Origin of the sequence: Rhodococcoides kyotonense, from assembly GCF_900188125.1 — a bacterium.
GTDB lineage: Bacteria > Actinomycetota > Actinomycetes > Mycobacteriales > Mycobacteriaceae > Rhodococcoides > Rhodococcoides kyotonense.
Window position 1 is genome coordinate 332,879 of sequence record NZ_FZOW01000005.1, and the last position, 24,278, is coordinate 357,156.

General features: G+C 63.6%; 26 protein-coding genes. 23 read left to right on the plus strand and 3 right to left on the minus strand.

The genetic code is table 11. The annotated features are described in order from the left end of the window. Window positions 1–31: 31 nt before the first annotated feature. The 19 genes from ybeY to CHB96_RS11275 all read left to right on the plus strand — a co-directional run bounded on the left by ybeY (window position 32) and on the right by CHB96_RS11275 (window position 17,178). Window positions 32–574: an rRNA maturation RNase YbeY gene (ybeY, locus tag CHB96_RS11185; protein ID WP_089246028.1), complete on the plus strand. Its 543-nt coding sequence runs from the start codon at window positions 32–34 to the stop codon at window positions 572–574. Then, complete coding sequence (locus CHB96_RS11190) at window positions 571–1,893, plus strand: hemolysin family protein (RefSeq protein ID WP_089246030.1); 1,323 nt, start codon at window positions 571–573, stop codon at window positions 1,891–1,893. The genes ybeY and CHB96_RS11190 overlap by 4 nt, the downstream gene beginning before the upstream one ends. Continuing rightward, entirely contained in the window at window positions 1,886–2,800 is a 915-nt protein-coding gene (gene era, locus CHB96_RS11195) for a GTPase Era (protein WP_089246201.1), read from the plus strand. The genes CHB96_RS11190 and era overlap by 8 nt, the downstream gene beginning before the upstream one ends. Before the next feature lie 117 nt (window positions 2,801–2,917). Continuing rightward, window positions 2,918–3,646: a response regulator transcription factor gene (locus CHB96_RS11200; RefSeq protein ID WP_089246032.1), complete on the plus strand. Its 729-nt coding sequence runs from the start codon at window positions 2,918–2,920 to the stop codon at window positions 3,644–3,646. Between the two features lie 272 nt (window positions 3,647–3,918). After that, entirely contained in the window at window positions 3,919–5,532 is a 1,614-nt protein-coding gene (locus CHB96_RS11205; protein WP_245865467.1) for an ABC transporter substrate-binding protein, read from the plus strand. After that, complete coding sequence (locus tag CHB96_RS11210; RefSeq protein ID WP_089246034.1) at window positions 5,529–6,488, plus strand: ABC transporter permease; 960 nt, start codon at window positions 5,529–5,531, stop codon at window positions 6,486–6,488. Before CHB96_RS11205 ends, CHB96_RS11210 begins: the two co-directional genes overlap by 4 nt. After that, window positions 6,485–7,408, plus strand: a complete 924-nt coding sequence (locus CHB96_RS11215) for an ABC transporter permease (protein ID WP_089246036.1) — start codon at window positions 6,485–6,487, stop codon at window positions 7,406–7,408. Before CHB96_RS11210 ends, CHB96_RS11215 begins: the two co-directional genes overlap by 4 nt. Then, a complete protein-coding gene (locus CHB96_RS11220) occupies window positions 7,405–8,283 on the plus strand; it encodes an ABC transporter ATP-binding protein (RefSeq protein ID WP_089246038.1) in 879 nt (292 codons plus the stop codon). Before CHB96_RS11215 ends, CHB96_RS11220 begins: the two co-directional genes overlap by 4 nt. Before the next feature lies 1 nt (window position 8,284). Beyond that, entirely contained in the window at window positions 8,285–9,097 is an 813-nt protein-coding gene (locus tag CHB96_RS11225; RefSeq protein ID WP_089246040.1) for an ATP-binding cassette domain-containing protein, read from the plus strand. Beyond that, complete coding sequence (locus tag CHB96_RS11230; RefSeq protein ID WP_089246042.1) at window positions 9,094–9,273, plus strand: hypothetical protein; 180 nt, start codon at window positions 9,094–9,096, stop codon at window positions 9,271–9,273. Before CHB96_RS11225 ends, CHB96_RS11230 begins: the two co-directional genes overlap by 4 nt. Beyond that, window positions 9,270–10,688 (plus strand): amidase, encoded by a 1,419-nt coding sequence (locus CHB96_RS11235; RefSeq protein WP_089246044.1) that lies wholly within the window; start codon window positions 9,270–9,272, stop codon window positions 10,686–10,688. Before CHB96_RS11230 ends, CHB96_RS11235 begins: the two co-directional genes overlap by 4 nt. Beyond that, window positions 10,685–10,882, plus strand: coding sequence for a hypothetical protein (locus CHB96_RS11240; RefSeq protein ID WP_089246046.1), 198 nt, complete (start codon window positions 10,685–10,687; stop codon window positions 10,880–10,882). Before CHB96_RS11235 ends, CHB96_RS11240 begins: the two co-directional genes overlap by 4 nt. A 28-nt stretch (window positions 10,883–10,910) precedes the next feature. Continuing rightward, window positions 10,911–12,323, plus strand: a complete 1,413-nt coding sequence (locus tag CHB96_RS11245) for an amidase (protein WP_089246048.1) — start codon at window positions 10,911–10,913, stop codon at window positions 12,321–12,323. After that, entirely contained in the window at window positions 12,320–12,796 is a 477-nt protein-coding gene (locus tag CHB96_RS11250; protein WP_089246050.1) for an urease accessory protein UreE, read from the plus strand. Before CHB96_RS11245 ends, CHB96_RS11250 begins: the two co-directional genes overlap by 4 nt. Further along, complete coding sequence (locus tag CHB96_RS11255) at window positions 12,793–13,440, plus strand: urease accessory protein UreF (RefSeq protein WP_089246052.1); 648 nt, start codon at window positions 12,793–12,795, stop codon at window positions 13,438–13,440. Before CHB96_RS11250 ends, CHB96_RS11255 begins: the two co-directional genes overlap by 4 nt. A 24-nt stretch (window positions 13,441–13,464) precedes the next feature. Beyond that, window positions 13,465–14,103 (plus strand): urease subunit beta, encoded by a 639-nt coding sequence (gene ureB, locus CHB96_RS11260; RefSeq protein WP_089246054.1) that lies wholly within the window; start codon window positions 13,465–13,467, stop codon window positions 14,101–14,103. Then, window positions 14,100–15,806 carry an urease subunit alpha gene (gene ureC, locus CHB96_RS11265; RefSeq protein WP_089246056.1) on the plus strand — a complete coding sequence of 569 codons (1,707 nt, stop codon included), beginning with the start codon at window positions 14,100–14,102 and terminating at the stop codon, window positions 15,804–15,806. Before ureB ends, ureC begins: the two co-directional genes overlap by 4 nt. Then, window positions 15,803–16,417, plus strand: a complete 615-nt coding sequence (gene ureG / locus CHB96_RS11270; protein WP_089246058.1) for an urease accessory protein UreG — start codon at window positions 15,803–15,805, stop codon at window positions 16,415–16,417. The genes ureC and ureG overlap by 4 nt, the downstream gene beginning before the upstream one ends. Continuing rightward, complete coding sequence (locus tag CHB96_RS11275; RefSeq protein WP_176444245.1) at window positions 16,414–17,178, plus strand: urease accessory protein UreD; 765 nt, start codon at window positions 16,414–16,416, stop codon at window positions 17,176–17,178. Before ureG ends, CHB96_RS11275 begins: the two co-directional genes overlap by 4 nt. On the opposite strand, the gene CHB96_RS11280 is transcribed toward CHB96_RS11275, so the two are convergent. After that, window positions 17,167–19,533, minus strand: coding sequence for an arylsulfatase (locus CHB96_RS11280; protein WP_089246062.1), 2,367 nt, complete (start codon window positions 19,531–19,533; stop codon window positions 17,167–17,169). The two genes, CHB96_RS11275 and CHB96_RS11280, sit on opposite strands and share 12 nt — an antisense overlap. 234 nt (window positions 19,534–19,767) lie before the next feature. Between CHB96_RS11280 and recO the strand changes: the two genes are divergently transcribed. From recO to CHB96_RS11295, 3 genes are read left to right on the plus strand one after another with little or no spacing between them, the layout of a single operon-like run. Next, entirely contained in the window at window positions 19,768–20,592 is an 825-nt protein-coding gene (recO, locus tag CHB96_RS11285; protein WP_089246205.1) for a DNA repair protein RecO, read from the plus strand. Beyond that, window positions 20,549–21,367, plus strand: coding sequence for an isoprenyl transferase (locus CHB96_RS11290; RefSeq protein WP_089246064.1), 819 nt, complete (start codon window positions 20,549–20,551; stop codon window positions 21,365–21,367). Before recO ends, CHB96_RS11290 begins: the two co-directional genes overlap by 44 nt. Then, window positions 21,360–21,755 carry a hypothetical protein gene (locus CHB96_RS11295; RefSeq protein WP_089246066.1) on the plus strand — a complete coding sequence of 132 codons (396 nt, stop codon included), beginning with the start codon at window positions 21,360–21,362 and terminating at the stop codon, window positions 21,753–21,755. The genes CHB96_RS11290 and CHB96_RS11295 overlap by 8 nt, the downstream gene beginning before the upstream one ends. A 54-nt stretch (window positions 21,756–21,809) precedes the next feature. Here the strand turns inward: CHB96_RS11295 and CHB96_RS11300 are convergent, their stop codons facing one another. Both CHB96_RS11300 and CHB96_RS11305 read right to left on the minus strand, forming a co-directional pair. Continuing rightward, window positions 21,810–22,217, minus strand: a complete 408-nt coding sequence (locus CHB96_RS11300) for a Fur family transcriptional regulator (protein ID WP_176444254.1) — start codon at window positions 22,215–22,217, stop codon at window positions 21,810–21,812. A gap of 20 nt (window positions 22,218–22,237) precedes the next feature. Continuing rightward, window positions 22,238–22,627 (minus strand): ArsR/SmtB family transcription factor, encoded by a 390-nt coding sequence (locus tag CHB96_RS11305; protein ID WP_245865469.1) that lies wholly within the window; start codon window positions 22,625–22,627, stop codon window positions 22,238–22,240. Window positions 22,628–22,833: 206 nt separating this feature from the next. Here CHB96_RS11305 and CHB96_RS11310 point away from each other — a divergent pair, with 206 nt between their 5' ends. Then, a complete protein-coding gene (locus CHB96_RS11310; RefSeq protein WP_089246070.1) occupies window positions 22,834–24,219 on the plus strand; it encodes a glycine--tRNA ligase in 1,386 nt (461 codons plus the stop codon). Window positions 24,220–24,278: the final 59 nt, after the last annotated feature.

Genomic DNA, 24,278 nt, shown 5'->3' on the forward strand with positions numbered 1-24,278 from the left:
AGAAAATGCGAGAAAGAGTAGTGAGCAGTAGATGAGCATCGAGGTGTCCAACGAGTCGGGGATGGACGTCTCCGAAGCGGAGCTGGTGAGCGTCGCCCGGTTCGCGATCGCGAGCATGGACGTTCACCCCGCGGCGGAGCTGTCGATGGTTCTCGTCGACTCGGCGACCATGGCCGATCTGCACATGCGGTGGATGGATCTTCCCGGCCCGACGGACGTCATGTCCTTCCCGATGGACGAGCTCGAGCCGGGCGGGCGTCCCGACGCCCCGGAGCCGGGGCCGTCGATGCTCGGGGACATCGTGTTGTGCCCGTCGTTCGCGGCGGATCAGGCTGCGGCCGCCGGCCACCCACTCGAACACGAGCTGGCGTTGCTGACGGTTCACGGTGTTCTGCACCTGCTCGGGTACGACCACGCGGAGCCGGACGAGGAAAAAGAGATGTTCGGCCTGCAGAACCGGATTCTCGAGGAGTGGTACGAGGATCTGCGCCGCGCCGAGGAAGCCGAACTGCAAGCGGCACGCGATCGACGGCTTCTCGGTAAGACCGGCTTCGCCCGGGGCGACGGCCTGTGAGCAGTGCGCCGGTTCTCATCGTCGCTGCAGTGATTCTGGTTCCCGTCGCGGGACTGTTCGCTGCCGTCGACTCGGCGCTCAACACCGTCTCGCGCGCTCGCGTCGAGGACATGGCGAAGGACGAGCGTCCTGGCGCAGTCGGTCTACTGACGGTCGTCGCGGATCGCCCGCGTTACGTCAATCTGACTGTCCTGCTTCGTATTCTGTGCGAGATCGGCGCAACAGTCCTGCTCGCGGGCGGTCTGATCGACCTGTTGGACGAGAAACTGGCACTTGTCGTCACTGCCGTCGTCATGGTTCTGGTCAGTTACATCGCGGTGGGCGTCGGACCCAGGACTCTCGGTCGTCAGCACGCATATTCGATCGCGCTGTCCGCAGCGTTGCCGTTGCGCGGACTCGGGTGGATCCTCGGCCCGATCAGCCGACTGCTCATCCTCATCGGTAACGCCATCACACCAGGTCGCGGATTTCGCAACGGCCCCTTCGCATCCGAGATCGAATTGCGCGAACTCGTGGACATGGCTCGTGAGCGCGGTGTCGTCGCCGACGGCGAGCGCAAGATGATCCAGTCGGTGTTCGAACTGGGGGATACGTCGGCACGCGAGGTCATGGTGCCTCGGCCCGAGATGGTCTGGATCGAATCCGACAAGTCGGCTGGCCAGGCGACGTCGCTCGCCGTGCGCAGTGGGCATTCCCGTATCCCGGTGATCGGCGAGAACGTCGATGACATCGTCGGTGTCGTATACCTGAAAGACCTTGTGCAGCAGACGTACTACTCGACCGACGGTGGCCGTGGCGTCAAGGTCGACCAGGTGATGCGGCCTGCGGTGTTCGTGCCGGATTCCAAGACCCTCGACAGTCTGCTCGCCGAGATGCAGCGCACCCGAAACCACATGGCACTGCTCGTCGACGAGTACGGCGGCACTGCGGGTTTGGTGACCATCGAGGACGTGCTCGAGGAGATCGTGGGTGAGATCGCCGACGAATACGACTCCGACGAGGTCGTGCCGATCGACGATCTCGGTGACGGAAAATTCCGAATCTCGGCCCGCGTTCCACTCGAGGACGTCGGCGAATTGTTCGGTGTGGATATCGAATCCGAGGACGTCGACACCGTCGGCGGACTCCTCGGGTACGAACTCGGCCGCGTACCGCTGCCCGGATCGCGCGTCGAATCGCACGGGTTGATCCTGATCGGCGAGGGCGGTGCGGATCCGAAGGGCCGCGTGCGTGTGACTACAGTTCTGATCGAAAAAGTACAGTCCTCGGCGACGTCCGGGAACGACGACGACCACGAAACCGAGGATGCCGATGCCTGATTCGAGCGAGCAAGAATTCCGATCCGGATTCGTCTGTTTCGTAGGCCGGCCGAACACGGGTAAGTCGACTCTGACCAACGCCCTGGTCGGCACCAAGATCGCGATCACGTCGTCGCGTCCTCAGACGACGCGGCACACCATCCGCGGCATCGTCCACCGCGAGCACGCCCAGTTGATCCTGGTGGACACACCTGGCCTGCATCGGCCGAGAACCCTTCTGGGACAACGGCTGAACGACCTCGTTCAGGACACGTACTCCGAGGTCGACGTCATCGGACTGTGCATCCCGGCCGACGAGAAGATCGGACCGGGTGACCGGTGGATCCTCGAACAGGTGCGGCACATCGCCCCGAAGACCACGTTGATCGGAATCGTCACCAAGATCGACAAGGTCAAGAAGGAACGCGTCGTACAGCAGTTGATGGCGCTGTCCAAGCTCCTCGGCGAGGACAGTCACGTCATTCCCGTGTCCGCGGCGTCGGGGGAGCAGGTGGAGAAGCTCGTCGACCTCCTCGCATCCGAGCTGCCGCCGGGCCCGGCGTTCTACCCCGACGGTGAGTTGACCGACGAGCCCGAAGAAATCCTCATGGCCGAGCTGATTCGAGAGGCTGCACTCGAAGGTGTGCGCGACGAGCTGCCGCACTCGCTGGCCGTCGTCATCGAAGAGGTGCAGCCCCGCGAGGGCCACGACAACATGCTCGACGTCCACGCAATTCTGTACGTCGAACGTTCCAGTCAGAAGGCCATCGTCATCGGCAAGGGCGGTTCGCGGCTCAAGGAAGTGGGCACCGCGTCGCGCCTGCAGATCGAAAAGCTACTCGGCACGAGGATCTACCTCGACCTTCACGTCAAGATCGCCAAGGACTGGCAGACCGACCCGAAGCAGATGGGGAAGCTGGGGTTCTGAGTTCGCCGCGCGGGGTGGGACGGATTCGGACGGTAGTTGAAACGGTTCGTTAACACCGACGAATTCGTTCTGCTGTTTACTCGGATCGATTGCCCGTCGATTCGAAGGACGCACACCATGCCCGATCACGACATCGCGTCCATCGTTGCTGCCATGTCGTCGCCCGCTGCGCCGCAACGGATGCACGGTGCGATCGACTACCTTCGCTACGAAGGGCGTTGTGACAGCTTCCTTCTCGCGTTCAGAGACCAGGCGACGGGTCGGTTCGTCACTGTCGAGCAGCGTGGTTACGGTGACGACGTGGCGGAGTTCCTCACAGGCGACATCGACAAGCTCCCCGAGTTTCAGAAGCAGTTCAGCCATCTCGACGAGGTGTTCGACTGGACCGAGGTCCCCGGTTTCGGTACGTCCGACACGGCAATGACTGTGCTGCGACCTGGGGGATTCGCCAACGGTGTCCTCATGCTGCTGCACGACGACGCGGGGGCGATCATCGGAATGTGCCACGGCAACGTCGAGAAGGCGCAGTTCCCGACCCCCGCGAAGACCATCCTGGAACGAATGCGTCCTGCATTCACCACGTATGCGAGTGATCTCCGAGCCAAGTCGCGGTTTCGGCTCACTGCGCGCGAGATCGAAATTCTGTCTCTTGTCCGGCAAGGAATGTCGAACGCCGAGATCGGGGAGTCGTTGGTGCTGTCCCCGAGGACGGTGACGACGCACGTGGAGAAGATTCTGCGCAAGCTCGGGGTGCCCAACCGAGTGATGGCCGCCGTGTACGCAACCGAACTCGGCCTGGGTGACGACCGGCGTACCGTCGACTCGATGGCTCTCGCTGCGTCGTAGGTGTTTTCCGCACACGTTCAGAACACGTTCGTCACGTTGTCGAAACATGGGGTTCTGCCGTGCCCGAAACGGCGAGTTGTATTGTGATTCAGAGCATTACGGCTGCGGAATAGATACGTATTTCGACGTATTCTCTCCCAGCGTTTGCTTCTCTACGGTTGTGAACATCCCGCTCGGTTCGACGGTGCACCGTTCGGCTCAACGGAGGCGATTCGCTCTCCTTCACACCCGTAGATCGAAGGAATCACTTCTATGAACAACGCTCCTCACGGGTGCCACGCGTGAAGCCCGGTCGCACGCTGGCCGGCCTCGCCGTTGCAGCTGTGCTGACGATGTCATCGCTCACCGCGTGCAGTACCGCCGATGCCGTCGTCACCGACAACACCTTCGTCATCGCCATCGAGTCCGAGGCGGATGTGCTCGATCCGCAGGTCGCGGGCGGTTGGGTGACGTGGCGCATCAATCAGCAGATCTTCGAACCTCTCGTGACCGAGGACTTGCGCACACCGTCCAGTGAAGCTCCTGTGCCCGCGTTGGAACCCGGCCTCGCCGAGTCCTGGGACGTCTCGCCTGACGGACTGACCTACACCTTCCACATCCGGCAAGGCGTGCAGTTCCACGACGGCACCCCGCTCGACGCCGCCGCAGTCGAATACAACTTCCGTCGCATGTGGGACAAGGAAGCTCCGCAGTATTCAGCCAAAGCCGCCGGTCAGACGAACTTCATCTGGCTCAACACCGAATCCATCGAGACCACCGACGAATTCACGCTCGTCGTGAAGCAGAAGACGCCGTTCTCACCGTTCCTCCGCATGCTTGCGCAGGGCGGCAACGGATCGACGGCGATCATGAGTCCGACTGCCATCGAGACCTACGGCGCTGACATCGCCGATCATCCGGTCGGGACCGGCCCGTTCGTGTTCGACGAGCGGATCCGCGGCGAGCGCATCAGTCTGAAGCGCAACGACAACTACTGGGGCACCGAACCGTCCATCCAAGGCGTCGTCTTCCGTCCGCTTCCCGACGCGTCGGCCCGCGTCGCGGCACTGCGCAGCGGTGACGTCGACATGATTGCCGTGCCGAGTCCGGACAGCGTCGACAATCTCGTCGACGAGGGCTACCAGTTGTCGGAGGGCACTCCGCCGCACGTGTGGTACCTCTCGTTCAACATGCAGGACCCGAACATGGCGATCAAGGAGGTCCGTCAGGCCATCAACCTCGCCATCAACCGCGAGGGGATGGCGACGGATCTGCTCCGCGGCACGGTGAATCCGGCCTATGGCGTACAGGCTCCGGCCAACGGTGCTTACGTCGAACGCACCGATGCCTACACTCGCGACATCGACAGGGCGAAGGAGCTTCTTGCGTCCGTCGGGTTGCAGGACGGATTCACCACGACGCTGATGACCTCGGTCGACGGTTCGGGTCAGATCATCCCGACACAGATGGCCGAGTACCTTCAGCAGAATCTGGCCGAGATCGGCATCACGATGAACATCGATACGCAGGAATGGATTTCGTATCTCGGTACGTGGGCGCAGGGCATGAAGCCCGGAACCGGGATGGCTCAGATGTCCTGGGGTATGACGACCCCGTACTGGCTCTACATCGTGACGTCGTCGAAGTTGCAGGCGCCGAACGGTGTCAACGTCGGCTACTACTCGAGCCCTGAACTGGATGCGGTGATGGACAACGCGATTCAGGCCACCGACGAGGACGTCGCGAACGATTACTGGCGGCAGGCGAACGACATCGTCACCGAGGACGCGGCGTTGGCGCCGGTCGTCAACGACAAGGCCCCCTATGTGCTCGCTCCGTACGTCTCCGGGTTCGTCTCGGCGAGCGAGGAGTGGTACGACCTGAAAGAAGTGAGGCTCGAGCAATGACCGGAACTCTTCGTTCACGATTGCTGTCCACCGTCGCGGTTCTTCTCGGTGTCAGTCTCATCGTTTTCCTTCTGCTGCAATTGGTTCCGGGTGACCCGGCGTTGACGATCCTCGGGTCGGGTGCGACGCAGGAGTCGGTGGCGGCGGTGCGTGCCGAGCTCGGCTTGGACAGTTCGCTGCCGGTGCAGTACTTCGACTACATGGGTGGTCTGCTCCAGGGTGATCTGGGGCGCTCGTTGACGGTGAACAAGCCGGTCACCGAGATCATGATGCCCCGGTTCTGGAACACGATCATCCTGACCGTCGCAGCCCTGGTGCTGTGCGTCGTCATCGGTGTGCCCCTCGGTATCGCCGCGGCTCGCAAGCAGAACGGACTGTTCGACCGGTTCGCGATGTTCGCCTCGCTTGCGGGTGCGAGTGTGCCGGTGTACTGGTTCGGTCTGGTGTTGATCGGCTTCTTCTCGATCAACCTGGGAGTGTTCCCGACGTCGGGGATGTACAACAGCCGTCATCCGGGCGGGCTCGGGGACATGCTCACCCACCTGGCGTTGCCTGCGGTCGCGGCGGCGTTGGTTCCGCTTGCGGTGATCGCCCGGATGACCCGCAGCGTCATGGTCGATGTGTTGCAGCAGGACTACATCCGCACGCTTCGGGCGTCGGGATTGTCCGAGCAGTCCATTCTGTGGCGCCACGGTCTGCGTAATGCGTTGCCGCCGATCGTGAACGTGATTGGCCTGCAGGTCGGCTACCTGCTCGGCGGCGTCGTGTTCGTCGAGGTCGTGTTCGGCTGGCCGGGGCTCGGGCAGCAGCTCTACACCTCGATCACTCAACGCGACATTCCGGTCGTGCAGGCGGGCGTGCTGTTCATCGCACTGGCGTTCGTCGTCGTCAACCTCATCGCCGACATCGCCGTCGGACTCCTCGATCCGCGCACTCGAAAGACGGTGAACGCATGAACGCCGCAGTCGATATCGATCTACGAACTCCCGCAGCAGTTGTGCAGGGGGCAGCCGCCCCGAAAGCGTCGGTCTCCCAGTGGAAGTTGGGACTGCGGACCTTCTGCCGCGACAAGGTAGCGCTGGTCTCGGCGATCTTTCTGATTCTGGTGGCGTTGGCGGCGATCTTCGCGCCGCTGCTGACCTCCTACAGTCCGATCGCAGGCGATCCGGTGAACCGGCTCGCCGGTATCGGCACCGAGGGACACATCCTCGGTCTCGACGGACAGGGCCGCGACATCTTGTCGCGCTTGCTCTACGGTGGCCGCAATTCGCTTCTCGTCGCGGTGATTCCGGTACTCGTGGTCTTCCCGCTGGCATTGCTGATCGGGCTGTTCGCCGGCTACAAACGCAGCCGCGCGGGCGAGGTGCTGATGCGTGTGCTGGATGTGCTGTTCGCGTTCCCGCTCGTGTTGCTCGCCATCGCGCTGTCCGCGGTACTCGGCGCGGGTCTGGGCAATGTCATGCTCTCGATCGGTGTCACACTGATTCCGTACATGGCGCGCGTGGCGTACACCGCGACCGTGCAAGAGGCGAGCAAGGAATACATCGAAGCCGCCCGCGCCTACGGTGCACATCCTGGGCACCTGATGTTCCGTGAGCTCGCACCGAACGTCATCGCACAGTTGATCGTCTACGCAACGACGTTGTGCGGGTTGATGATCGTCGTCGCCGCCGGTCTGAGTTTCCTCGGTGTCGGCGTGGTACCTCCGACACCGGACTGGGGCATCATGACCTCCGACGGCTCGAGCGTGCTGCTCGAAGGCATCTATCACATCGCGACCATCCCCGGACTCGTCATTCTGTTCGTCGCCCTCGCGTTCAACCTCGTCGGCGACGGAATCCGCGACGCTCTCGATCCCAGAAAGCAGACACGATGACCACACCACTGCTCGACGTTCAGAATTTGCGGGTCGACTTCCACACCGACGGCGGCGTCGTGCACGCGGTGAAGAATGTGTCGATCACTGTGCAGCCTGGGGAGATTCGCGGTCTGGTCGGTGAATCCGGCTCCGGGAAGAGCGTCACCTCGCTCAGTGTCCTCGGCTTGCTGGGCTCCGAGCGCGCCCGCATCGAGGGCGGGAAGATCATGTTCCGCGGTGAGAATCTGCTCGACAAGTCGGAGAAGGAGATGCGCGGTATCCGCGGGAGTCACATCGGGTTGGTGTCGCAGAACGCGTTGTCGGCATTGGATCCGTCGTTCACGATCGGCTCGCAGTTGATCGAGGTCATTCGGCTGCACCAGAAGGTCGACAAGGAGACTGCGCGGAAGAAGGCGCTCGAATCGCTCGAGCTGGTGGCGTTGCCGGATGCGGCTCGTCGGATGAAGGCCTATCCGCACGAGCTCAGTGGTGGTCAGCGTCAGCGCGTCGTCATCGCGATCGCGTTGGCGTGCCGCCCGGAACTGCTTCTCGCCGACGAGCCCACCACCGCGCTCGATGCGACGGTGCAGAAGCAGATCCTCGATCTTCTTCTCGACATCAATCGTGAACTGGGAACGGCGATCCTGATCGTGACCCACGACTTCGGTGTCGTCGCGCACCTGTGCTCGCAGGTGACGGTGATGCGGCACGGCGAGGTCATGGAATCGGGCTCGACGAGCGACGTGCTCGAACGCCCGCAGCATCCGTACACGCAGGGGTTGATGAACGCGGTACCGAAACTGCATCTCGACGACTCTGCACGCGCCATCCCACGACGAAGCCGGCGACTCTTCGAATTCAAGCAGCTCGTCTCGGCCCAGGAAGGACACTGATATGACCTCACCGGATTTCGCAGTGCCGCTCGTCGCCGTGCGTGAGCTACGCAAGGTGTACAAGGTGCGAGGTGAGAAGAAGGGGGCCACCGATTTCGTTGCCGTCGACTCGATCAGTTTCGACATCGCCAAGGGCGAAACCTACGGTCTCATAGGTGAGTCCGGGTCGGGGAAGACCACCACGGGCCGGATGGTGCTCGCACTGGAGAAGGCGACGTCGGGTTCGGTTCACTTCGAGGGCAACGACATCACCACGATGACCGAACTCGACATGCGCCGCTACCGCAAACGCATGCAGATCGTGTTCCAGGATTCCGGGTCTGCGTTCAACCCGCGCCGCAGTGTGGGCGCGCAGATCGGGTTCGCTCTCGAACGGTTCCGGATGGCGTCGAAAGGCGAGACCCGGCTCCGTGTCCTGGACGTGCTCAGCCGCGTCGGGATGGAAGCAGCGCACTACGACCGCTACATTCACGAGTTCTCCGGTGGCCAACGTCAGCGCCTCGGTATCGCTCGGGCATTGATCACCGATCCGGACTTCCTCGTCCTCGACGAACCGACCGCGGCCCTCGACGTCTCGGTCCAAGCGCAGATCCTGAACCTGCTCAAAGACCTTCAACAGGAACGAGATCTGACGATGCTGTTGATCACCCACAACCTCGCGCTGGTCGAGCACATGTGCGACCAGGCAGGAGTCCTCGACCACGGAAGGCTCGTCGAATCCGGGTCCGTCGACGAGCTGCTCACCACGCCGAAGACAGCGATCACGCGCTCACTCGTCGACGCAGTCCTCGAACCGACGGCGGTGGCATCATGAGCGAATACGGTTGGGCTGCCGAATCTTTGCGCGCACACGGAGTCCCGGAGGCGATCGTCGCCGATGTGTCCGCGACGGCGGAAGCCTCCCTCGCGTCGGCGATGCGTCTTGCTGCGGCTCTCTCACCGGGCGACCCACTTCCCTTGATTCTCGACACGGCAGGAGACGCGCGATGATCGATCCCACGCAGGCGACAGCACTCGCCATCAATCGCGGCGTGGAGTCCGGCGAACTCGATCCGGTCGATGTGGTCGACGCATACCTCGAGCGGATCGCTGCCGTCGACCCTGCTCTCGAATCGTTCGTTCTGGTGGCGGCCGAGGAAGCACGGGCGGACGCAGCGATCCAACGGGAGGCCGTGCGATCCGGCATACCCGGTGGCCCTCTGCGCGGTGTGCCGTTCGCGGTCAAGGATTTGTACGACACGGCGGGGCACCCGACTCGGTCGGGTTCGCTCGCCTCGTCCGACGCTCCGGCGACCGCCGATGCGACGACAGTGTCCGCGCTGAGGGATGCGGGGGCGATCCTGGTCGGAAAGACGACGACACACGAGTATGCGTACGGCGTCACGACGCCGCCGACAAAGAATCCGTGGGGCCTGGATCGGGTTCCCGGAGGGTCGAGCGGTGGTTCGGGTGCCGCCGTGGGAGCTCGGCTGGCACCGATCGCGATGGGAACCGACACCGGTGGATCCATCCGTATCCCAGCTGCGCTGTGTGGCGTCACGGGCATGAAGGCGACGTACGGTCGCGTCAGCAAACGCGGTGTGACGGTGCTCAGTTGGACGCTCGATCACGCCGGGCCGTTGACGACGACCGTCGCCGACGCGGCTGCGGCCCTCGGCGTGCTCGCGGGCCACGACGCACAGGATCCGTACAGCGTTCGCGTCGCGGTGCCGGACTTCTCCGAACTGTTGGGCAGGGGAGTCGCTGGGCTTCGTCTGGGTGTGAGCGAGAAGTACTTCTGCGATCGGCTGGAGCCGGGTGTAGCGTCTGCGTTCGAGAACGCGGTCCGGGAGTTGGAACGCGCGGGGGCGACGATCGTTCCTGTGACCTTCCCCGGCGTCGAACTGTCACCCGATATCGTCGGCGTGATCGCCAGCGTCGAGGCCGCGTCGTTCCATCAGAATCGTGCGAACTCGCGCCCGGATCTGTTCGGCCCAGACGTCGTCGACGCGTTGCGTGCGGGTCATCTGCACACGGGCGTCGCCTATGTCGATGCGCAGCGTGCACGATCCGTCGTCACCGCGGGCATGCACAGCGTCTTCGCCGGCGTCGACGCGTTGCTCTCGCCGACGATCGCAGGAACCGCACCCGTTCTCGGATCTACTCGATCCGCTCTGGGAGACAGCGAAATCGACGTGTTGAACTCGCTCAACGCATTGACGGTTCCTGCCAACGTCACCGGAATGCCTGCCTTGTCCGTCCCGTGTGGTTTCGACGACGCAGGACTGCCCGTAGGCCTGCAGATCATGACGCCGCCGTTCCAGGAAGCCCTGGCATTCGCAGTCGGGCAGGCATTCGAGGCGCGCACCGATTTCGCCGCCGCAGTACCGACCACCGCAACAGTCAAAACAGGAGAATTATTATGACGGACAACGACTTCCAGCCGACGAAGGAACAACTCGCCACGGTGTTCGAGTATGCTGGGCTGCCCGTGAGCGCCGAGCGCCTCGAATCCGAATTCGACACCTACAGTTCCACTCTCGCTCTCATCCGTAAGGCGAGCATTCGCGGAATCGGCGAGACGGTCCCCGCCGCTGCATTCAACGCGTCCTGGGAATAGACACCACACCGAATCGGAAGGCCCGCACATGGAAATCTACGAACTCTCGCTGTCCGACGTCGCCGAGAAGATCAAGTCGAAGGAAGTCTCGCCCGTCGAGGTCGCGCAGTCCTCGCTCGATCGCCTCGCCGAGGTCGAACCGGCGATCACGTCGTTCGTCACCGTGACAGGCGAGCATGCGCTCGCCCAGGCCGCGGTGGCCGAGGCGGACATCGCTGCCGGACACTACAAGGGCCTGCTGCACGGAATCCCGCTCGGCGTCAAGGACCTCTACGACACCGCGGGCATTCTCACCACGTCGAGTTCAGCGCAGCGTGCGGAAAACGTCCCGACGTCCGACTCCGCGTCCGTGGCCAAGCTGTCCGAGGCGGGCATGGTCATGATCGGCAAGACGCACACCCACGAATTCGCCTACGGCGCAACGACTCCGACATCGGGAAACCCGTGGGACCCCACCCGCACACCCGGCGGTTCGTCCGGCGGATCGGGTGCCGCCGTTGGAGCCGGAATCGTGCACGTCGCGCTCGGCAGCGACACAGGTGGATCGATCCGCATCCCCGCGGGACTGTGTGGAACAGTCGGGCTCAAGCCGACGTTCGGACGGGCGTCCCGCGCAGGCGTCGCATCGTTGTCCTGGTCACTCGACCATGTGGGACCGTTGACCCGCAACGTGATCGATGCCGGTCTCGTCATGGCTGCGATGTCCGGATACGACCGTCGCGACCCTGCGTCGGTGAATCTGCCAACCCCCGACTTCGTCACCGGAATCGACGGCGGAGTGGCGGGTAAGCGCATCGGTATTCCGACCAACTTCTACAACTACCACGTCGAGCAGGAGACCCAGGACGTTGCGCGACGCGCCGCTGAGGTACTGCAGGGCTTGGGCGCGGAACTGGTGGAGGTGGAAATCCCTCTCGCCGAATACATCCTGCCCGTCGAGTGGGGCATCCTCACCGCCGAAGCGAGCGCTTATCACATGGATGCGCTGCGCCGTTCGCCGGAGAGGTTCACCGAGGAAGTCCGCACGCTCGTCGAGGCCGGAGAGGTCGTTCTCGCGACCGACTACATCAACTCCATCCGCCTTCGCACCAGGATTCAAGAGGCGTGGCGCGACATGTACAGCAGCATCGACGTGCTTCTCGCGCCGACGGTCCCCGGCGTCGCTGCGCTGCGTGAAGATCCCTACTTCCGCTGGGACGACGGCGTCGTCGAGGGCGCGACGAGTGCGTACTCGCGAATGTCGGCTCCCGCCAACGTGACCGGACTTCCGGCTCTGCAGGTACCCGCTGCCTTCTCTGCGACCGGACTACCCATCGGAGTCCAGATCATCGGCAAGCCGTTCCACGAGGCGGAGATTCTGCAGGTCGGATTTGCGTTGGAGCAAGCGACGGACATCGTCGGGCGTATCGCGCCGGTGGCAACGGCGGCAGTACCGGTATGACGGCAGCACGCGCCGCGGTCTCCTCGGTCGTCGTGATCGAGGAGATCGTGGGGCACGAACTCGAGTCCGATGTGGCGGTCGCTCTGCACGAACTGCGCCACGACCATCGCGTCGAGTACGTGCACCTCGATTCCGGCGACCTCGATCGTAGTCGCCTGCGAGTGACGTCCGACGCCGGAAACGACTACGCCATCGCGCTCCCACGGAACAAGAGATTGGTCGACGGCGCCGTTCTGGTGCTGAACACAGGCCGCGCCGTCGTCGTCCGCGCAGGCCGACCGCAGCAGCTGTGCCTGCGAGCGATCGACACCGCGTCGGCGATGCAGTTGGGATTCCTTGCCGGACATCTGCATTGGAAGGCGACGATGGACGCCGAGACGATGACGGTCACGCTGGAAGGGCCCGAGTCCGACTATCGGGCGCGCATCGCGGATCTGATGTCGTCGGGTGGCGTCGAGCAGCTGTCCGAGTGACGGACGATCTCGTCACCGTACTGCGGTTGGCGGACAGCGCCTTTCCGTCGGGCGGATTCGCGTTCTCGTCCGGTCTGGAGGGCGCTGTGCGTGATGGTTTCGTCGTCGACGAATGCGATGTGCGGGAGTTCGCCGAGGAGGCCGTCACGAGTCGGTGGCACACCCAGGATCGTGTACTGCTTCGACGTGCCTGGTCCGATGCTCGTGGAGCAGACGAACTGGCGGAGGCGTCGACTGCGATGTCGACCCTCCGCGATGCGTCGCGCAGATCGGGCGCGGCGCTTCTGTCCACGTTCGCAGCGCTCGAGAGCCCCGACGCGGTCGCCTATCGAGGACTCGTCCTGAAAGGAGAAGCGCCAGGGCATCTTCCGGTTGCACAGGCGATCTGCTTTCGCGGGCAGGGTCTGAGCGTCACTGCGGCAGAGGCAATCAGTGGGTGGCAGGTGTTGTCCGGGATCGCCAGTGCTGCTTTGCGGCTCGGTGTGACGGGACACGTTGGAGCGCAACGAGTTCTGGCATCCGCCGAACCTGTATTGACCGCGACGCTTGCGGCGAGTGTCGACCGATACCCGTCGTCGTTCTCAGTATTCGCCGACATCGCCGCGCAACGCCGGGTCGACGGTATTCGGTTGTTCGCCAGTTGAAATGCTTCGAAGAAGGAGACATCGGTGTATCTCACCCCAACCGAGATGGAGCGTCTGACGGTCTTCACCGCGGCGCAGATCGCTCGGCGCAACCTGGCCGAAGGCGTGCGACTCAGCCATCCGGAAGCCGTCGCCTACCTCACCGACGAGATCCTGCTCGCCGCGAGAAAGGACATGACCTTCGAGAAGGTGATCGACCACGCATGCCACCTACTCACCAGGGATCAGGTCATGGACGGTGTGCCGTACATGCTGTCGATCCTGCTGGTCGACGCGCCGTTCGCGGAGGGCACCAAGCTCGTGACCGTCGTCGACCCGATCGCAGGCAGCGCCGACGAGATCGTTCCAGGAGAAATCGTTGCGGCGGATGCGCCGGTGGAGCTGTTCGGCGGGCTCGACTCCATCGAGGTGCGCGTCGTCAACACAGGAGATCGGGACGTGCAGGTGCGTAGCCAAACACACTTCTTCGAGTCCAACACAGCGCTCGAATTCGACCGCCGTGCGGCGTGGGGTCACAAGCTCGAAGTAGCCGCGGGCGCAGGAGTTCGCTTCGAACCGGGGATTCCCGTGATCGTCCGCCTCGTACCGATGGCCGGAGATCGCGTCGTACATGGGTTTCGGGGTCTGGTAGACGGTTCGCTCGACGAAAGTGAAGTGCAGTGATTCGCATCGACCGCGCGTCGTACATCCGTATGTTCGGTCCGACGACGGGAGACCGTGTCCGACTGGCAGATTCGAATCTCTTCGTCGAGATCGAGCACGATCTCACGACACCTGGGTACGAATTGCTGGCAGGCGCAGGCAAGAACGTGCGCGACGGTGAAGGCTACCGGCCGAATTCGACGTCGTCGACCGGCGCGTTGGACTATGTGTTCACCAATGCGACGATCGTCGATGCGGTCACCGGAATCATCAAAGCGGACATCGGAATTCGTGACGGAATCATCGTCGGCATCGGCAAGGCAGGTAATCCCGACGTCATGCCCGACGTGACGCCGGGTATGACCGTGGGGCACATGACGACGCCCATCCCGTCCGAAGGACTCATCGTCACCGCGGGGACGATCGAGACCCATGCGCACCTGATTTCGCCGCAGCAGTCCGAGCATGCGCTGTCGACCGGCACCACCACGTTGATCGGGGGCTCACCTGGTCCGGCGTTCGAAGTCGGGTCGGGCAGCACCCGCAATCTCGGACTGTTTCTTCGTGGCGGTGAGGGTTCGGCGATGAACTTCGTCGCGTTCGGGCGTGGATCGTCCGACGCCGATGCCGTGCTCGAATCGGTGGCTGCAGGCGCAGGCGCAGTCAAGATCCACGAGGACTTCGGCGCATCGCCTGCCGTGATCGACGCGACTCTACGGGCGGCCGATTCGGCGGACTTCGCTGTCCACTTGCACACCGACTCGATCAACGAATTCGGGTTCGCCGAGACGACGATGTCGACCATCGGAGACCGGACCATTCACATGTATCACGTCGAAGGCGCAGGCGGAGGGCATGCGCCCGACCTGATCCGGTGCGTCGGATACGACAACGTCATTCCGGCATCGACCAATCCGACGAATCCGTACACCGCCTATGCGCTCGACGAAGGTGTGCCGATGACGATGGAAGCCCACAACATGAACTGGAACGCGCCGGAGGACGTCGCGTTCGCAGAGGCTCGCATTCGGCCGCAGACGATGATCGCCGAGGACTTCCTGCACGACATGGGCGCGATCTCCATATTCGGAAGCGACACACAGGGAATGGGCAGGGTCGCCGAGAACACCGCGAACTGCTGGCAGTTGGCCGACATCATGAAGCAACGTGTCGGGCGACTGCCGGAGGAGACCACGGCAGGCTCGGACAACGAACGGGTCAAGCGCTACATCGCGAAACTGACGGTGAATCCGGCGATTTCGATCGGAGCGGGCCGTCACCTCGGATCCGTCGAGGTAGGGAAGATCGCGGATCTCGTCCTGTGGGCACCTGCGTTCTTCGGTGTGAAGCCGAACTTCGTGATGAAGAACGGGTTCGTCGCGTGGGCTGCTCTCGGTGACGCCGCAGGGAGCATCTCGCGGTCGGAACCGGTTGTGCAGCGTGCCAATTGGGGATCATTGGGGTCTGCGCCGGAAGAGCTCGGGTTCGTGTTCATGTCATCGTTGGCGACCGACGCGGGACTACCGGAGGCTCTCGGCCTTCGGAAGAACGTCGTGACGATCGACTCCGTACGACACCTGCGCAAGGGTGACATGGTGCGCAACACGGCACTTCCCCACATCGATGTCGATCCACGCACATTCGACGTGCGCGCCGACGGCCAGCTTCTCACCGGCGAACCGGCGACGACGGTTCCCTTCTCACGGAGGTACATGCTTCGATGAACTCACTGCGCGCAGCACGAATCGGCATCGGCGGCCCCGTCGGTTCCGGAAAGACCGCACTGGTCGAGCAGTTGATTGCCGAGTTCGCACGCCGGAATCGAGCGGTGTCGGTCATCACCAACGACCTCGTCACCGAGGAGGACGCCGAACGGGTGCGGCGCTCGGGGCTGATCGATCCCGCACGTGTCCGAGCCGTCGAGGCCGGGGGATGTCCGCACACCGTGATTCGAGAAGACCCGTCGCTCAACATCGCGATGGCCGATCAGCTCGAAGCCGAGTTCCCCGACACCGAGGTTCTGCTGCTCGAGAGCGGTGGTGACAACCTTGCGTCGACGTTCTCGCGCGATCTCGTCGACTACTGGGTGTTCGTCATCGACGTCGCCGGGGGAGACGACATTCCGCGCAAGCGCGGCCCTGGCGTCGTACGGTGTGATTTGTTGGTGGTCAACAAGATCGACCTCGCACAGTACGTCGGAGCCGACCTCGAACTGATGCTGAAGCAAGCCGACGACGTGCGTGGTGGACGGCCCATCGTGTGCACCAACGCGCGAACAGGTGTCGGCATCGGAGACGTCGTCGACGTCTTCGACCGCGAAGTCCTGTTCGTGTGAGCGAGGCGCTGGACCTGTCGTTCACCACGATCGGCACGCGCACGGTCTTCGATAGGCGACGCTACCGGTGGCCGCAGACGGTCGGCCGGGTGTTCTACACCGACCCTGGAGACGCCGGCCGCGGCCGCGTGATCGTGCAGAACTCGGGTGCATCCCTGCATCCAGGGGATCGAGTCGAGCAGCGGGTGTCGGCGTCGACGGGTGCCCGCATCGACGTCGTCGGCCAGGGGGCGATGCTCGTCACCGGTACACCTGGCGGTCGAGCGGGTGTCGAAGATACCGAACTACGTGTCGACCACCAAGCACATCTCGCGTTCCGTCCCGAGCCCCGGATTCTGACGCCGTATGCGCATGCTCGGCAGGACACACGCGTCGGCCTGAACGGAACGGGGACAGTGCTTCTGACGGATGCGGTCGTCGTACATCCCGGCGTGACTGCCGAGACGTTCGGCAGCTTCCGGTCGAGCGTCACCGTGACGACGGGAGGCAGAGTGCGGGCGTTCGACGCGCAGCATGCGTCGTCGCTGCCGTTCCCGAAGTCCGGTTTGCGGGCGTTCGCGACGGTGTATCTGCTGGGTGCAGGAGCCGTCGACGTTCCAGTGGGCGATCTGCCCGGGGTGTACGCGGCGGCGACGACCTTGCCCGACGACGTGGGAGTCGCTGTACGCCTCGCGGCGACGGATGGGGATACCCTCCGCGCAGGTATCGAAGGCGCGGTCGGCCTGCTCAGCTCCGTGTGTGGCGGGCATTCACTGCCGTGACACGGCCACTCTCGCGACTTCGGCGGGGTCGATCAGATGCGAATGGTCGTCGTTCCCGGCGTGAATTCGGACGACGTCGATACGGCCGTTGAACTTGGTCGTCTCGCTGTAGTGCGCGCTGACCGGCATGCCGTAATCGTCGCCGATATCCGTCGTTTCTTCGGCCGAGAAGATCATCGGCTGTGTCTGGTCGACTCGTCCTACACCCACCACGTGTCCATCGTAGAAGAGACTGACGTCGCCGCCCTTCGCGAGACCGCCTCCGTCGTAGGCGAATTCGGCTCGAATTTGATGGCGCCCTTCGGGGATGTCGTCGGTCGCCTCGGTCACGAACTCCTGCATGCCGAGGAGGTTGTAGACGAAGACGGCTCGCCCCTTCTTCGCGTGCAGTGCCCATCCGCCGAATCGCCCGCCTTGCGCGATGATGACGCCCTCCGTGGTGTGTTCAGCGGGAATCTCGATCGAAGCGGTCACGGAGAACGATCTGTTCTTGATGTCGAGGACGCTGTTCTCGCTCAGCCGCTTCATGCCGGGGAACAGCACTTGAGTATCGCCCGAGACCAATTGCGGCCGACCGGCGATCGTGGCGTTGAGTCGTTCGAAGCGCCGGTCGTCGATGGGCAGCACGTTGTACTTCACTGCTTCGATCAACCACAATCGTTGCAGCGCAGCGAGTTTCTCGGGCATCTCCGACGCGAGATCGTGTGCCTGCGTCCAATCGTTCCGGCCGTCGTAGAGCTCCCATACGTCGTCGTCGAGCGCAGGTGGGACTTCATTCGGGAGCCATGGGGTGCTGTGCTGGGTGACGGCACTCCAGCCTTTGAAGTAGATGCCGCGGTTGCCCGCCATCTCGAAGTACTGGAGGTCGTGTCGCTCTTCGGCATTCGCGTCGTCGAAGCTGTAGAGCATGCTCGTGCCCTCGAAGGGAGACTGCTGTACGCCGTTCACATATGTCGGCTCGGGGAGGCCTGCCGCGGCGAGCACCGTCGGCGCGACGTCGATGACATGCGTGAATTGTGTACGGTTCTCGCCCGAGGCTGTGATTCCCGCCGGCCAGTGCACGATGGTCCCGTTCCGGGTTCCGCCCCAGTGCGAGGCGACCTGCTTGGTCCATTGGAACGGCGCACACATCGCCCACGCCCATCCGACCGAGTAGTGGTTGTAGGCATCCGGTGTGCCCAGTTCGTCCTTGACCTCCGCCATGAATTCGGGGGTTTCGATCGCGGCGAGTCCGTTGAAGTTCGCCATTTCGTTGAATGCGCCGTTCACCGTGCCCTCGGCCGAGGCTCCGTTGTCGCCGATGATGTAGTACACCAGGGTGTTCTCGAGTGCTCCGACCTCCTCGATCGCATCGACGAGCCTGCCGACGTGGTAATCGGTGTGTTCGAGGAATCCCGCATACACCTCCATCTGCCGTTCGAGGACAGGCTTGAGAACATCGCTCATCTCGTCCCCGGCAGGGATCACGTCGGGGCGTGGGGTCAACGCTGCATCGGCCGGAACGACGCCACGGCGCTTCTGCTGCTCCAGCGTCTTCTCTCGTTGGGCGTCCCAGCCGTCGGCGAATCGGCCTGCATACTTGTTCGACCATTCGCGCGGCACGTGATGCGGGGCGTGGGTCGCGCCCGGTGCGAAATACAGGAAGAACGGCTTGTCGGGCGCGAGTGCCTTCTGAGTGCGGACCCAGTCGATGGCGTGGTCGGCGAGATCCTCGGTGAGGTGGTAGCCCTGCTCGGGAGAACGGTCCGGTTCCACAGGGGCGAACCCCTCGTAGAGCGCGGGGTAGTACTGATTGTTCTCGCCGCCGATGAACCCGTAGAACTGTTCGAATCCGCCGCCACCCGAGGGCCAGGCGTCGAACGGTCCGACCGGGGATGTCTGCCACGGCGGGACCTCGTGACATTTACCGAACTGGGCTGTCGAATATCCGTTGAGCTTCAACGTCATCGGTAGTGTTGCTTTCGAATTGGGCCGCACACCACAGGAACCCGGTGCCGACGTCGCCGTCTCGGTGATCATGCCCATTCCGACGGAGTGGTGGTTTCGGCCACTGAGCAGAGCTGCTCTGGTCGGCGCGCACAGTGCGGTGGTGTGAAAACGACTGTAAGTCAGCCCGTTTCGCTGAAGCAGTTCTGCGGTCGGGGTGTTGGCCGGCCCGCCGAAGGCGCTACTCGCGCCGTAGCCCACATCGTCCAGCAGGACGATCAGTACGTTCGGTGCCCCTGGAGGCGGGAGCAACGGTTCGATCGGTGGAAACGACGTGTCAGGATCTTTCGCGTCGTACGTCACCAGGCCCAGGTGCTGTCGATCCGGAATGGGGAGAGAGCCGCGCTGTGCGGCCGATCGGTCTGTCATGAACTCACTCTTTCCTTGCGGTCGGTGAGCACTGGCGGCTGTCTCGATCGACTCTGAATCTCGTGATCATGCGCGAGACCCCACTTCTCGCTCACAGAACGGTGAATACGGCGGCACTTGATCCGTACCGTTCGAGCGTAGGTCGCCGACTCCGCGCTGCGGAGGGGTCTTAGGTAACTGCCACACGCCGCGCAGATGCGTCGACACATGCGAGAGCGTGGGACAATGGAGGGCGTGAGGCTCTATCGGGACAACGCGGTCGTGCTGCGTCAGCACAAGCTGGGCGAGGCCGACCGCATCGTCACGCTCCTGACGCGCGACAACGGCATCGTCCGGGCCGTCGCCAAGGGGGTTCGTCGCACGAAGTCGAAGTTCGGCGCGCGCCTGGAGCCGTTCGCGCATGTCGACGTCCTGCTGCATCCGGGCCGCAACCTCGACATCGTGACCCAGGTGCACACGGTCAACGCGTTCGGCGGTAACATAGTCAGCGATTACGGCTGTTACACGACCGGCTGTGCCGTGCTCGAGACGGCCGAGCGCCTCGCTGGTGAGGAACATGCACCAGCCAAGCGTTTGCATCAGTTGACGGTGGGCGCTCTGCGGGCGCTCGCCGACCGCACCCGCCCACCGGAGCTGATTCTCGACGCGTTCCTGCTGCGTGCGATGGGCTTCGCCGGCTGGGCGCCGTCGTTGACCGAATGCGCACGCTGCGCCGCCCCTGGGCCGCACCGCGCGTTCCACGTCGCTGCAGGTGGATCGGTGTGCGTGCACTGCAGACCTCCGGGGTCGGCCACTCCGATGACCGGCGTCCTCGACCTGATGGTCGCGCTCGAGCGTGGTGAATGGGACTACACGCAGGCGACGACGACGTCCGTGCGCAGCCAGGCCAGCGGCCTCGTCGCAGCCCACCTGCAGTGGCATCTGGAACGGCAACTGCGGACGTTGCCGCTCATCGAGCGGTCGGCCCCTCATCACGGCGAGCCTGATTCGGCTCGCGTGTCGGCCGTCGGGCAGGATGAAGACCGTGATTCTTCGACGCGAGCCGCGCACTCAGCCTGACGGCGAACGGGCGATACGTCCCCCGGATCCACACCCGTCGGGAGCGAAGCCTCCGATCCTGCAGCCCGAGTTGATTCCGAAGCACGTCGCGCTCGTCATGGACGGCAACGGTCGCTGGGCGCAGGAGCGAGGCATGCCGCGCACCGCCGGCCACGAACGCGGCGAAGCAGTACTCATGGACACCGTCTGCGGGTGCATCGACATCGGAGTGAAGTGGCTGTCGGCGTACGCGTTCTCGACGGAGAACTGGAAGCGCAGCCCCGACGAGGTGAAGTTCCTGATGGGCTTCAACCGCGACGTGATCCGGCGCCGACGCGACGAGATGAACGAGATGGGCGTGCGCGTGCGGTGGGCTGGTCGTCGACCACGCCTGTGGCGCAGCGTCATCAAGGAACTCGAGGTCGCCGAGGAGCTGACGAAGAAGAACACCGTCATGACGCTGACGATGTGCGTCAACTACGGTGGCCGCGCCGAGATCGCCGATGCCACAAAGGAAATCGCGCGTGAAGTCGCTGCGGGACGGCTGGATCCGGAGAAGATCACCGAGGCAACCGTCGCCAAGTATCTCGACGAGTCCGACATGCCCGACGTCGACCTCTTCCTTCGCCCGTCGGGTGAGCAGCGGACGTCGAATTTCTTGATCTGGCAGTCGGCCTATGCCGAGTTCGTGTTCCAGAAGAAATTGTTCCCGGACTTCGATCGCCGCGACCTGTGGGAAGCATGCGTCGAATATGCATCCAGGGACCGCCGATTCGGGGGAGTGAAGTATGAGTGAGCCTTTGTCGCTGCAGTCGAGGGCCGAGCTCGCACTGACGCAGTTCGCGGCCGTGACCCGCGGCGAGGAAGGTTCGCTGGGCTTCGATTACGCGGGCGCGCTGTGCTCGTTGCGTTCGGTGGCTTTGTCGCCCGGGCTGGAAGTGCTGTCCCTGACGGCCGTCCTTGCGTGGGATCGCCCGCTGAAAGCCGCGTTGCACAAGAAGGTCGCCGACCGTAATGCGGACTCGCAATTCGGATCGATCTCGGTGAACGTGCACGAGAAGTCGGCAGATGTGTTGCTGCGCTACACGTTTCCGGCAAGCGGTCTGGACGACGAGGCTCTCATGACGATGCTCGTCCTCGTGCTCGGGGGAGTGGAGAAAGCGCGTGAGGGTCTGCTGCCGTGAATCCCATGTGCACGGAAATACATAGCGGGCTATGTATTTCCGTGCACATGGAGGTTATTTACCCCGACACTCGCTGCACGTACCGAAGATCTCGACGGTGTGGCTGACGTCGCTGAATCCGTTGCTCTCCGCGACGTTCTGAGACCACTTCTCGACGGTCGGGCCCTCGACTTCGACGGTGTACCCGCAGTGGCGGCACACCAGGTGGTGGTGGTGACCGGACGAGCAGCGGCGGTAGACGGATTCGCCGGTGTCGGTGCGCAACACGTCGACGGTGCCTGCGTCGGCGAGGGTCTGCAACGTGCGATAGACGGTGGTCAGACCGATTCCCTCACCGCGCTTGCGCAGCTCGTCGTGCAGATCCTGAGCCGACCGGAATTCCTCGATGTTGTCGAGAAGATCGGAGATCGCACTCCGCTGCTTGGTCGCGCGTACTCCGACGGCAACGGGTTTGCGCGGCATGGGGGACTCGGTCACGAATATCAGCCTTCTTCTGCGTGGGCAACGGCGTCGACGACGATGTGTGCGAGGTGGTCGTCGACGAGACGGTAGAGCACCTCACGTCCGTTGCGTTCTCCGCGGACCACACCGGCGGATTTGAGCACACGAAGGTGCTGGCTGATCAACGGCTGTGTGACACCGAGGGCGCCGACGAGTTCGTGTACGCATCGCTCGGACTCGCGGAGCTGAAGGACGATCGCGATGCGCACCGGTGCGGCCAGGGCGCGCAGAATGTCACCGGCTGCGACGAGGGTGTCCTTCGGCGGAACGGGTGCGGGAGGTGCCGACACGAACGGGTCGTGCGTATGTGTAGCCAGAGCGTCGTCCGTGCGACCGTCGTCACCCAGCGGCGAAGGGTCTGTTTCCAGCATTGCCAACGGAAATCTCCTTCGAACGTGTCCGGGATAGTCGCTTCAGACTAGTCCAGCGAGTGTTAATGCAAATCACTTCCATTTTGATATGCACGAGTATGCATGTCAAACGAGATGGGGAGCGTTCGGAGAAACCGGTCACGACCGATAGGCTCTGAGCCTGTACAAAGTCCCTCTCGCAAGACACAAGATGGAGAGCTCCGCCAGTGGCACCCAAGTCCAAAGTCGAAACCGTCGCCAACCTCGCCAAGCGGCGAGGACTCGTCTACCCGTGCGGCGAAATCTACGGCGGTACCAAGTCGGCGTGGGACTACGGCCCTCTCGGCGTCGAGCTCAAGGACAACATCAAGAAGCAGTGGTGGCGCAACATGGTCACCAGCCGTGAGGACACCGTCGGGCTCGACTCGTCGGTCATCCTGCCCCGCCAGGTGTGGGAGGCCTCCGGCCACGTCGAGACCTTCTCCGATCCGTTGGTCGAATCGCTCATCACGCACAAGCGCTACCGCGCCGATCACCTCATCGAGGCGTACGAGGAGAAGCACGGACACCCGCCGGAGAACGGCCTCGCCGACATCCGTGACCCCGAAACGGGCGATCCGGGCCAGTGGACCGAGCCTCGCGCGTTCTCGGGTCTGCTCAAGACGTTCCTCGGACCGGTCGACAACGAAGAAGGCTTGCACTACCTGCGGCCCGAGACCGCTCAGGGCATCTTCGTCAACTTCGCGAATGTGTTGACCACGTCGCGCAAGAAGCCGCCGTTCGGCATCGGTCAGATCGGCAAGAGCTTCCGCAACGAGATCACCCCCGGCAACTTCATCTTCCGCACGCGTGAGTTCGAGCAGATGGAGATGGAGTTCTTCGTCAAGCCCGGCGAGGACGACGAGTGGCATCAGTACTGGATCGACTACCGCATGAAGTGGTACACCGACCTCGGCATCGATCCGGAGAACCTGCGTCTGTACGAGCACGCGCAGGAAAAGCTGTCGCACTACTCCAAGCGCACGGTCGACATCGAGTACCGCTTCAAGTTCCAGGGCAGCGAGTGGGGCGAGCTCGAGGGCATCGCCAACCGCACCGACTACGACCTGTCGGTGCACTCGAAGGCGTCGGGCCAGGATCTGAGCTTCTACGAGCAGGCCACCGACACTCGCTACACGCCGTACGTCATCGAGCCGGCGGCCGGTCTGACGCGTTCGTTGATGGCATTCCTCGTCGACGCGTACACCGAGGACGAAGCTCCCAATGCCAAGGGTGGCGTCGACAAGCGCGTCGTGCTCAAGCTCGACCGTCGCCTCGCGCCGGTCAAGGTCGCCGTGCTGCCGCTCTCGCGTAACGCGGACCTGACGCCGAAGGCGAAGGACCTCGCTCAGCAGCTGCGTCAGTTCTGGAACGTCGAGTTCGACGACGCCGGTGCCATCGGCCGTCGCTACCGTCGTCAGGACGAAATCGGTACGCCGTTCTGCATCACGGTCGACTTCGACACCCTCGACGACCAGGCCGTGACGATCCGCGAGCGCGACACGATGGCGCAGGAACGCGTCGCGCTGGATCAGGTTCAGGCTTACCTGGGAGCGCGCCTGCTGGGTGCGTGACACCTACCTCTGTATAACCGAATGGCGCCCTCGGTCACTCTGAGTGACCGAGGGCGCCA

What these genes read in the sequence shown, in the direction of transcription:
- CHB96_RS11245 (WP_089246048.1), top strand. Translation starts at nt 10,911, where the DNA reads ATGGAAATCTACGAACTCTCGCTGTCCGACGTCGCCGAGAAGATCAAG.
- CHB96_RS11290 (WP_089246064.1), top strand. Translation starts at nt 20,549, where the DNA reads ATGAAGACCGTGATTCTTCGACGCGAGCCGCGCACTCAGCCTGACGGC.
- CHB96_RS11295 (WP_089246066.1), top strand. Translation starts at nt 21,360, where the DNA reads ATGAGTGAGCCTTTGTCGCTGCAGTCGAGGGCCGAGCTCGCACTGACG.
- CHB96_RS11235 (WP_089246044.1), top strand. Translation starts at nt 9,270, where the DNA reads ATGATCGATCCCACGCAGGCGACAGCACTCGCCATCAATCGCGGCGTG.
- CHB96_RS11240 (WP_089246046.1), top strand. Translation starts at nt 10,685, where the DNA reads ATGACGGACAACGACTTCCAGCCGACGAAGGAACAACTCGCCACGGTG.
- ybeY (WP_089246028.1), top strand. Translation starts at nt 32, where the DNA reads ATGAGCATCGAGGTGTCCAACGAGTCGGGGATGGACGTCTCCGAAGCG.
- CHB96_RS11305 (WP_245865469.1), bottom strand. Translation starts at nt 22,627, where the DNA reads ATGCTGGAAACAGACCCTTCGCCGCTGGGTGACGACGGTCGCACGGAC.
- CHB96_RS11215 (WP_089246036.1), top strand. Translation starts at nt 6,485, where the DNA reads ATGAACGCCGCAGTCGATATCGATCTACGAACTCCCGCAGCAGTTGTG.
- CHB96_RS11300 (WP_176444254.1), bottom strand. Translation starts at nt 22,217, where the DNA reads ATGCCGCGCAAACCCGTTGCCGTCGGAGTACGCGCGACCAAGCAGCGG.
- ureG (WP_089246058.1), top strand. Translation starts at nt 15,803, where the DNA reads ATGAACTCACTGCGCGCAGCACGAATCGGCATCGGCGGCCCCGTCGGT.
- CHB96_RS11220 (WP_089246038.1), top strand. Translation starts at nt 7,405, where the DNA reads ATGACCACACCACTGCTCGACGTTCAGAATTTGCGGGTCGACTTCCAC.
- CHB96_RS11210 (WP_089246034.1), top strand. Translation starts at nt 5,529, where the DNA reads ATGACCGGAACTCTTCGTTCACGATTGCTGTCCACCGTCGCGGTTCTT.
- era (WP_089246201.1), top strand. Translation starts at nt 1,886, where the DNA reads ATGCCTGATTCGAGCGAGCAAGAATTCCGATCCGGATTCGTCTGTTTC.
- CHB96_RS11200 (WP_089246032.1), top strand. Translation starts at nt 2,918, where the DNA reads ATGCCCGATCACGACATCGCGTCCATCGTTGCTGCCATGTCGTCGCCC.
- CHB96_RS11250 (WP_089246050.1), top strand. Translation starts at nt 12,320, where the DNA reads ATGACGGCAGCACGCGCCGCGGTCTCCTCGGTCGTCGTGATCGAGGAG.
- CHB96_RS11230 (WP_089246042.1), top strand. Translation starts at nt 9,094, where the DNA reads ATGAGCGAATACGGTTGGGCTGCCGAATCTTTGCGCGCACACGGAGTC.
- CHB96_RS11225 (WP_089246040.1), top strand. Translation starts at nt 8,285, where the DNA reads ATGACCTCACCGGATTTCGCAGTGCCGCTCGTCGCCGTGCGTGAGCTA.
- CHB96_RS11280 (WP_089246062.1), bottom strand. Translation starts at nt 19,533, where the DNA reads ATGACAGACCGATCGGCCGCACAGCGCGGCTCTCTCCCCATTCCGGAT.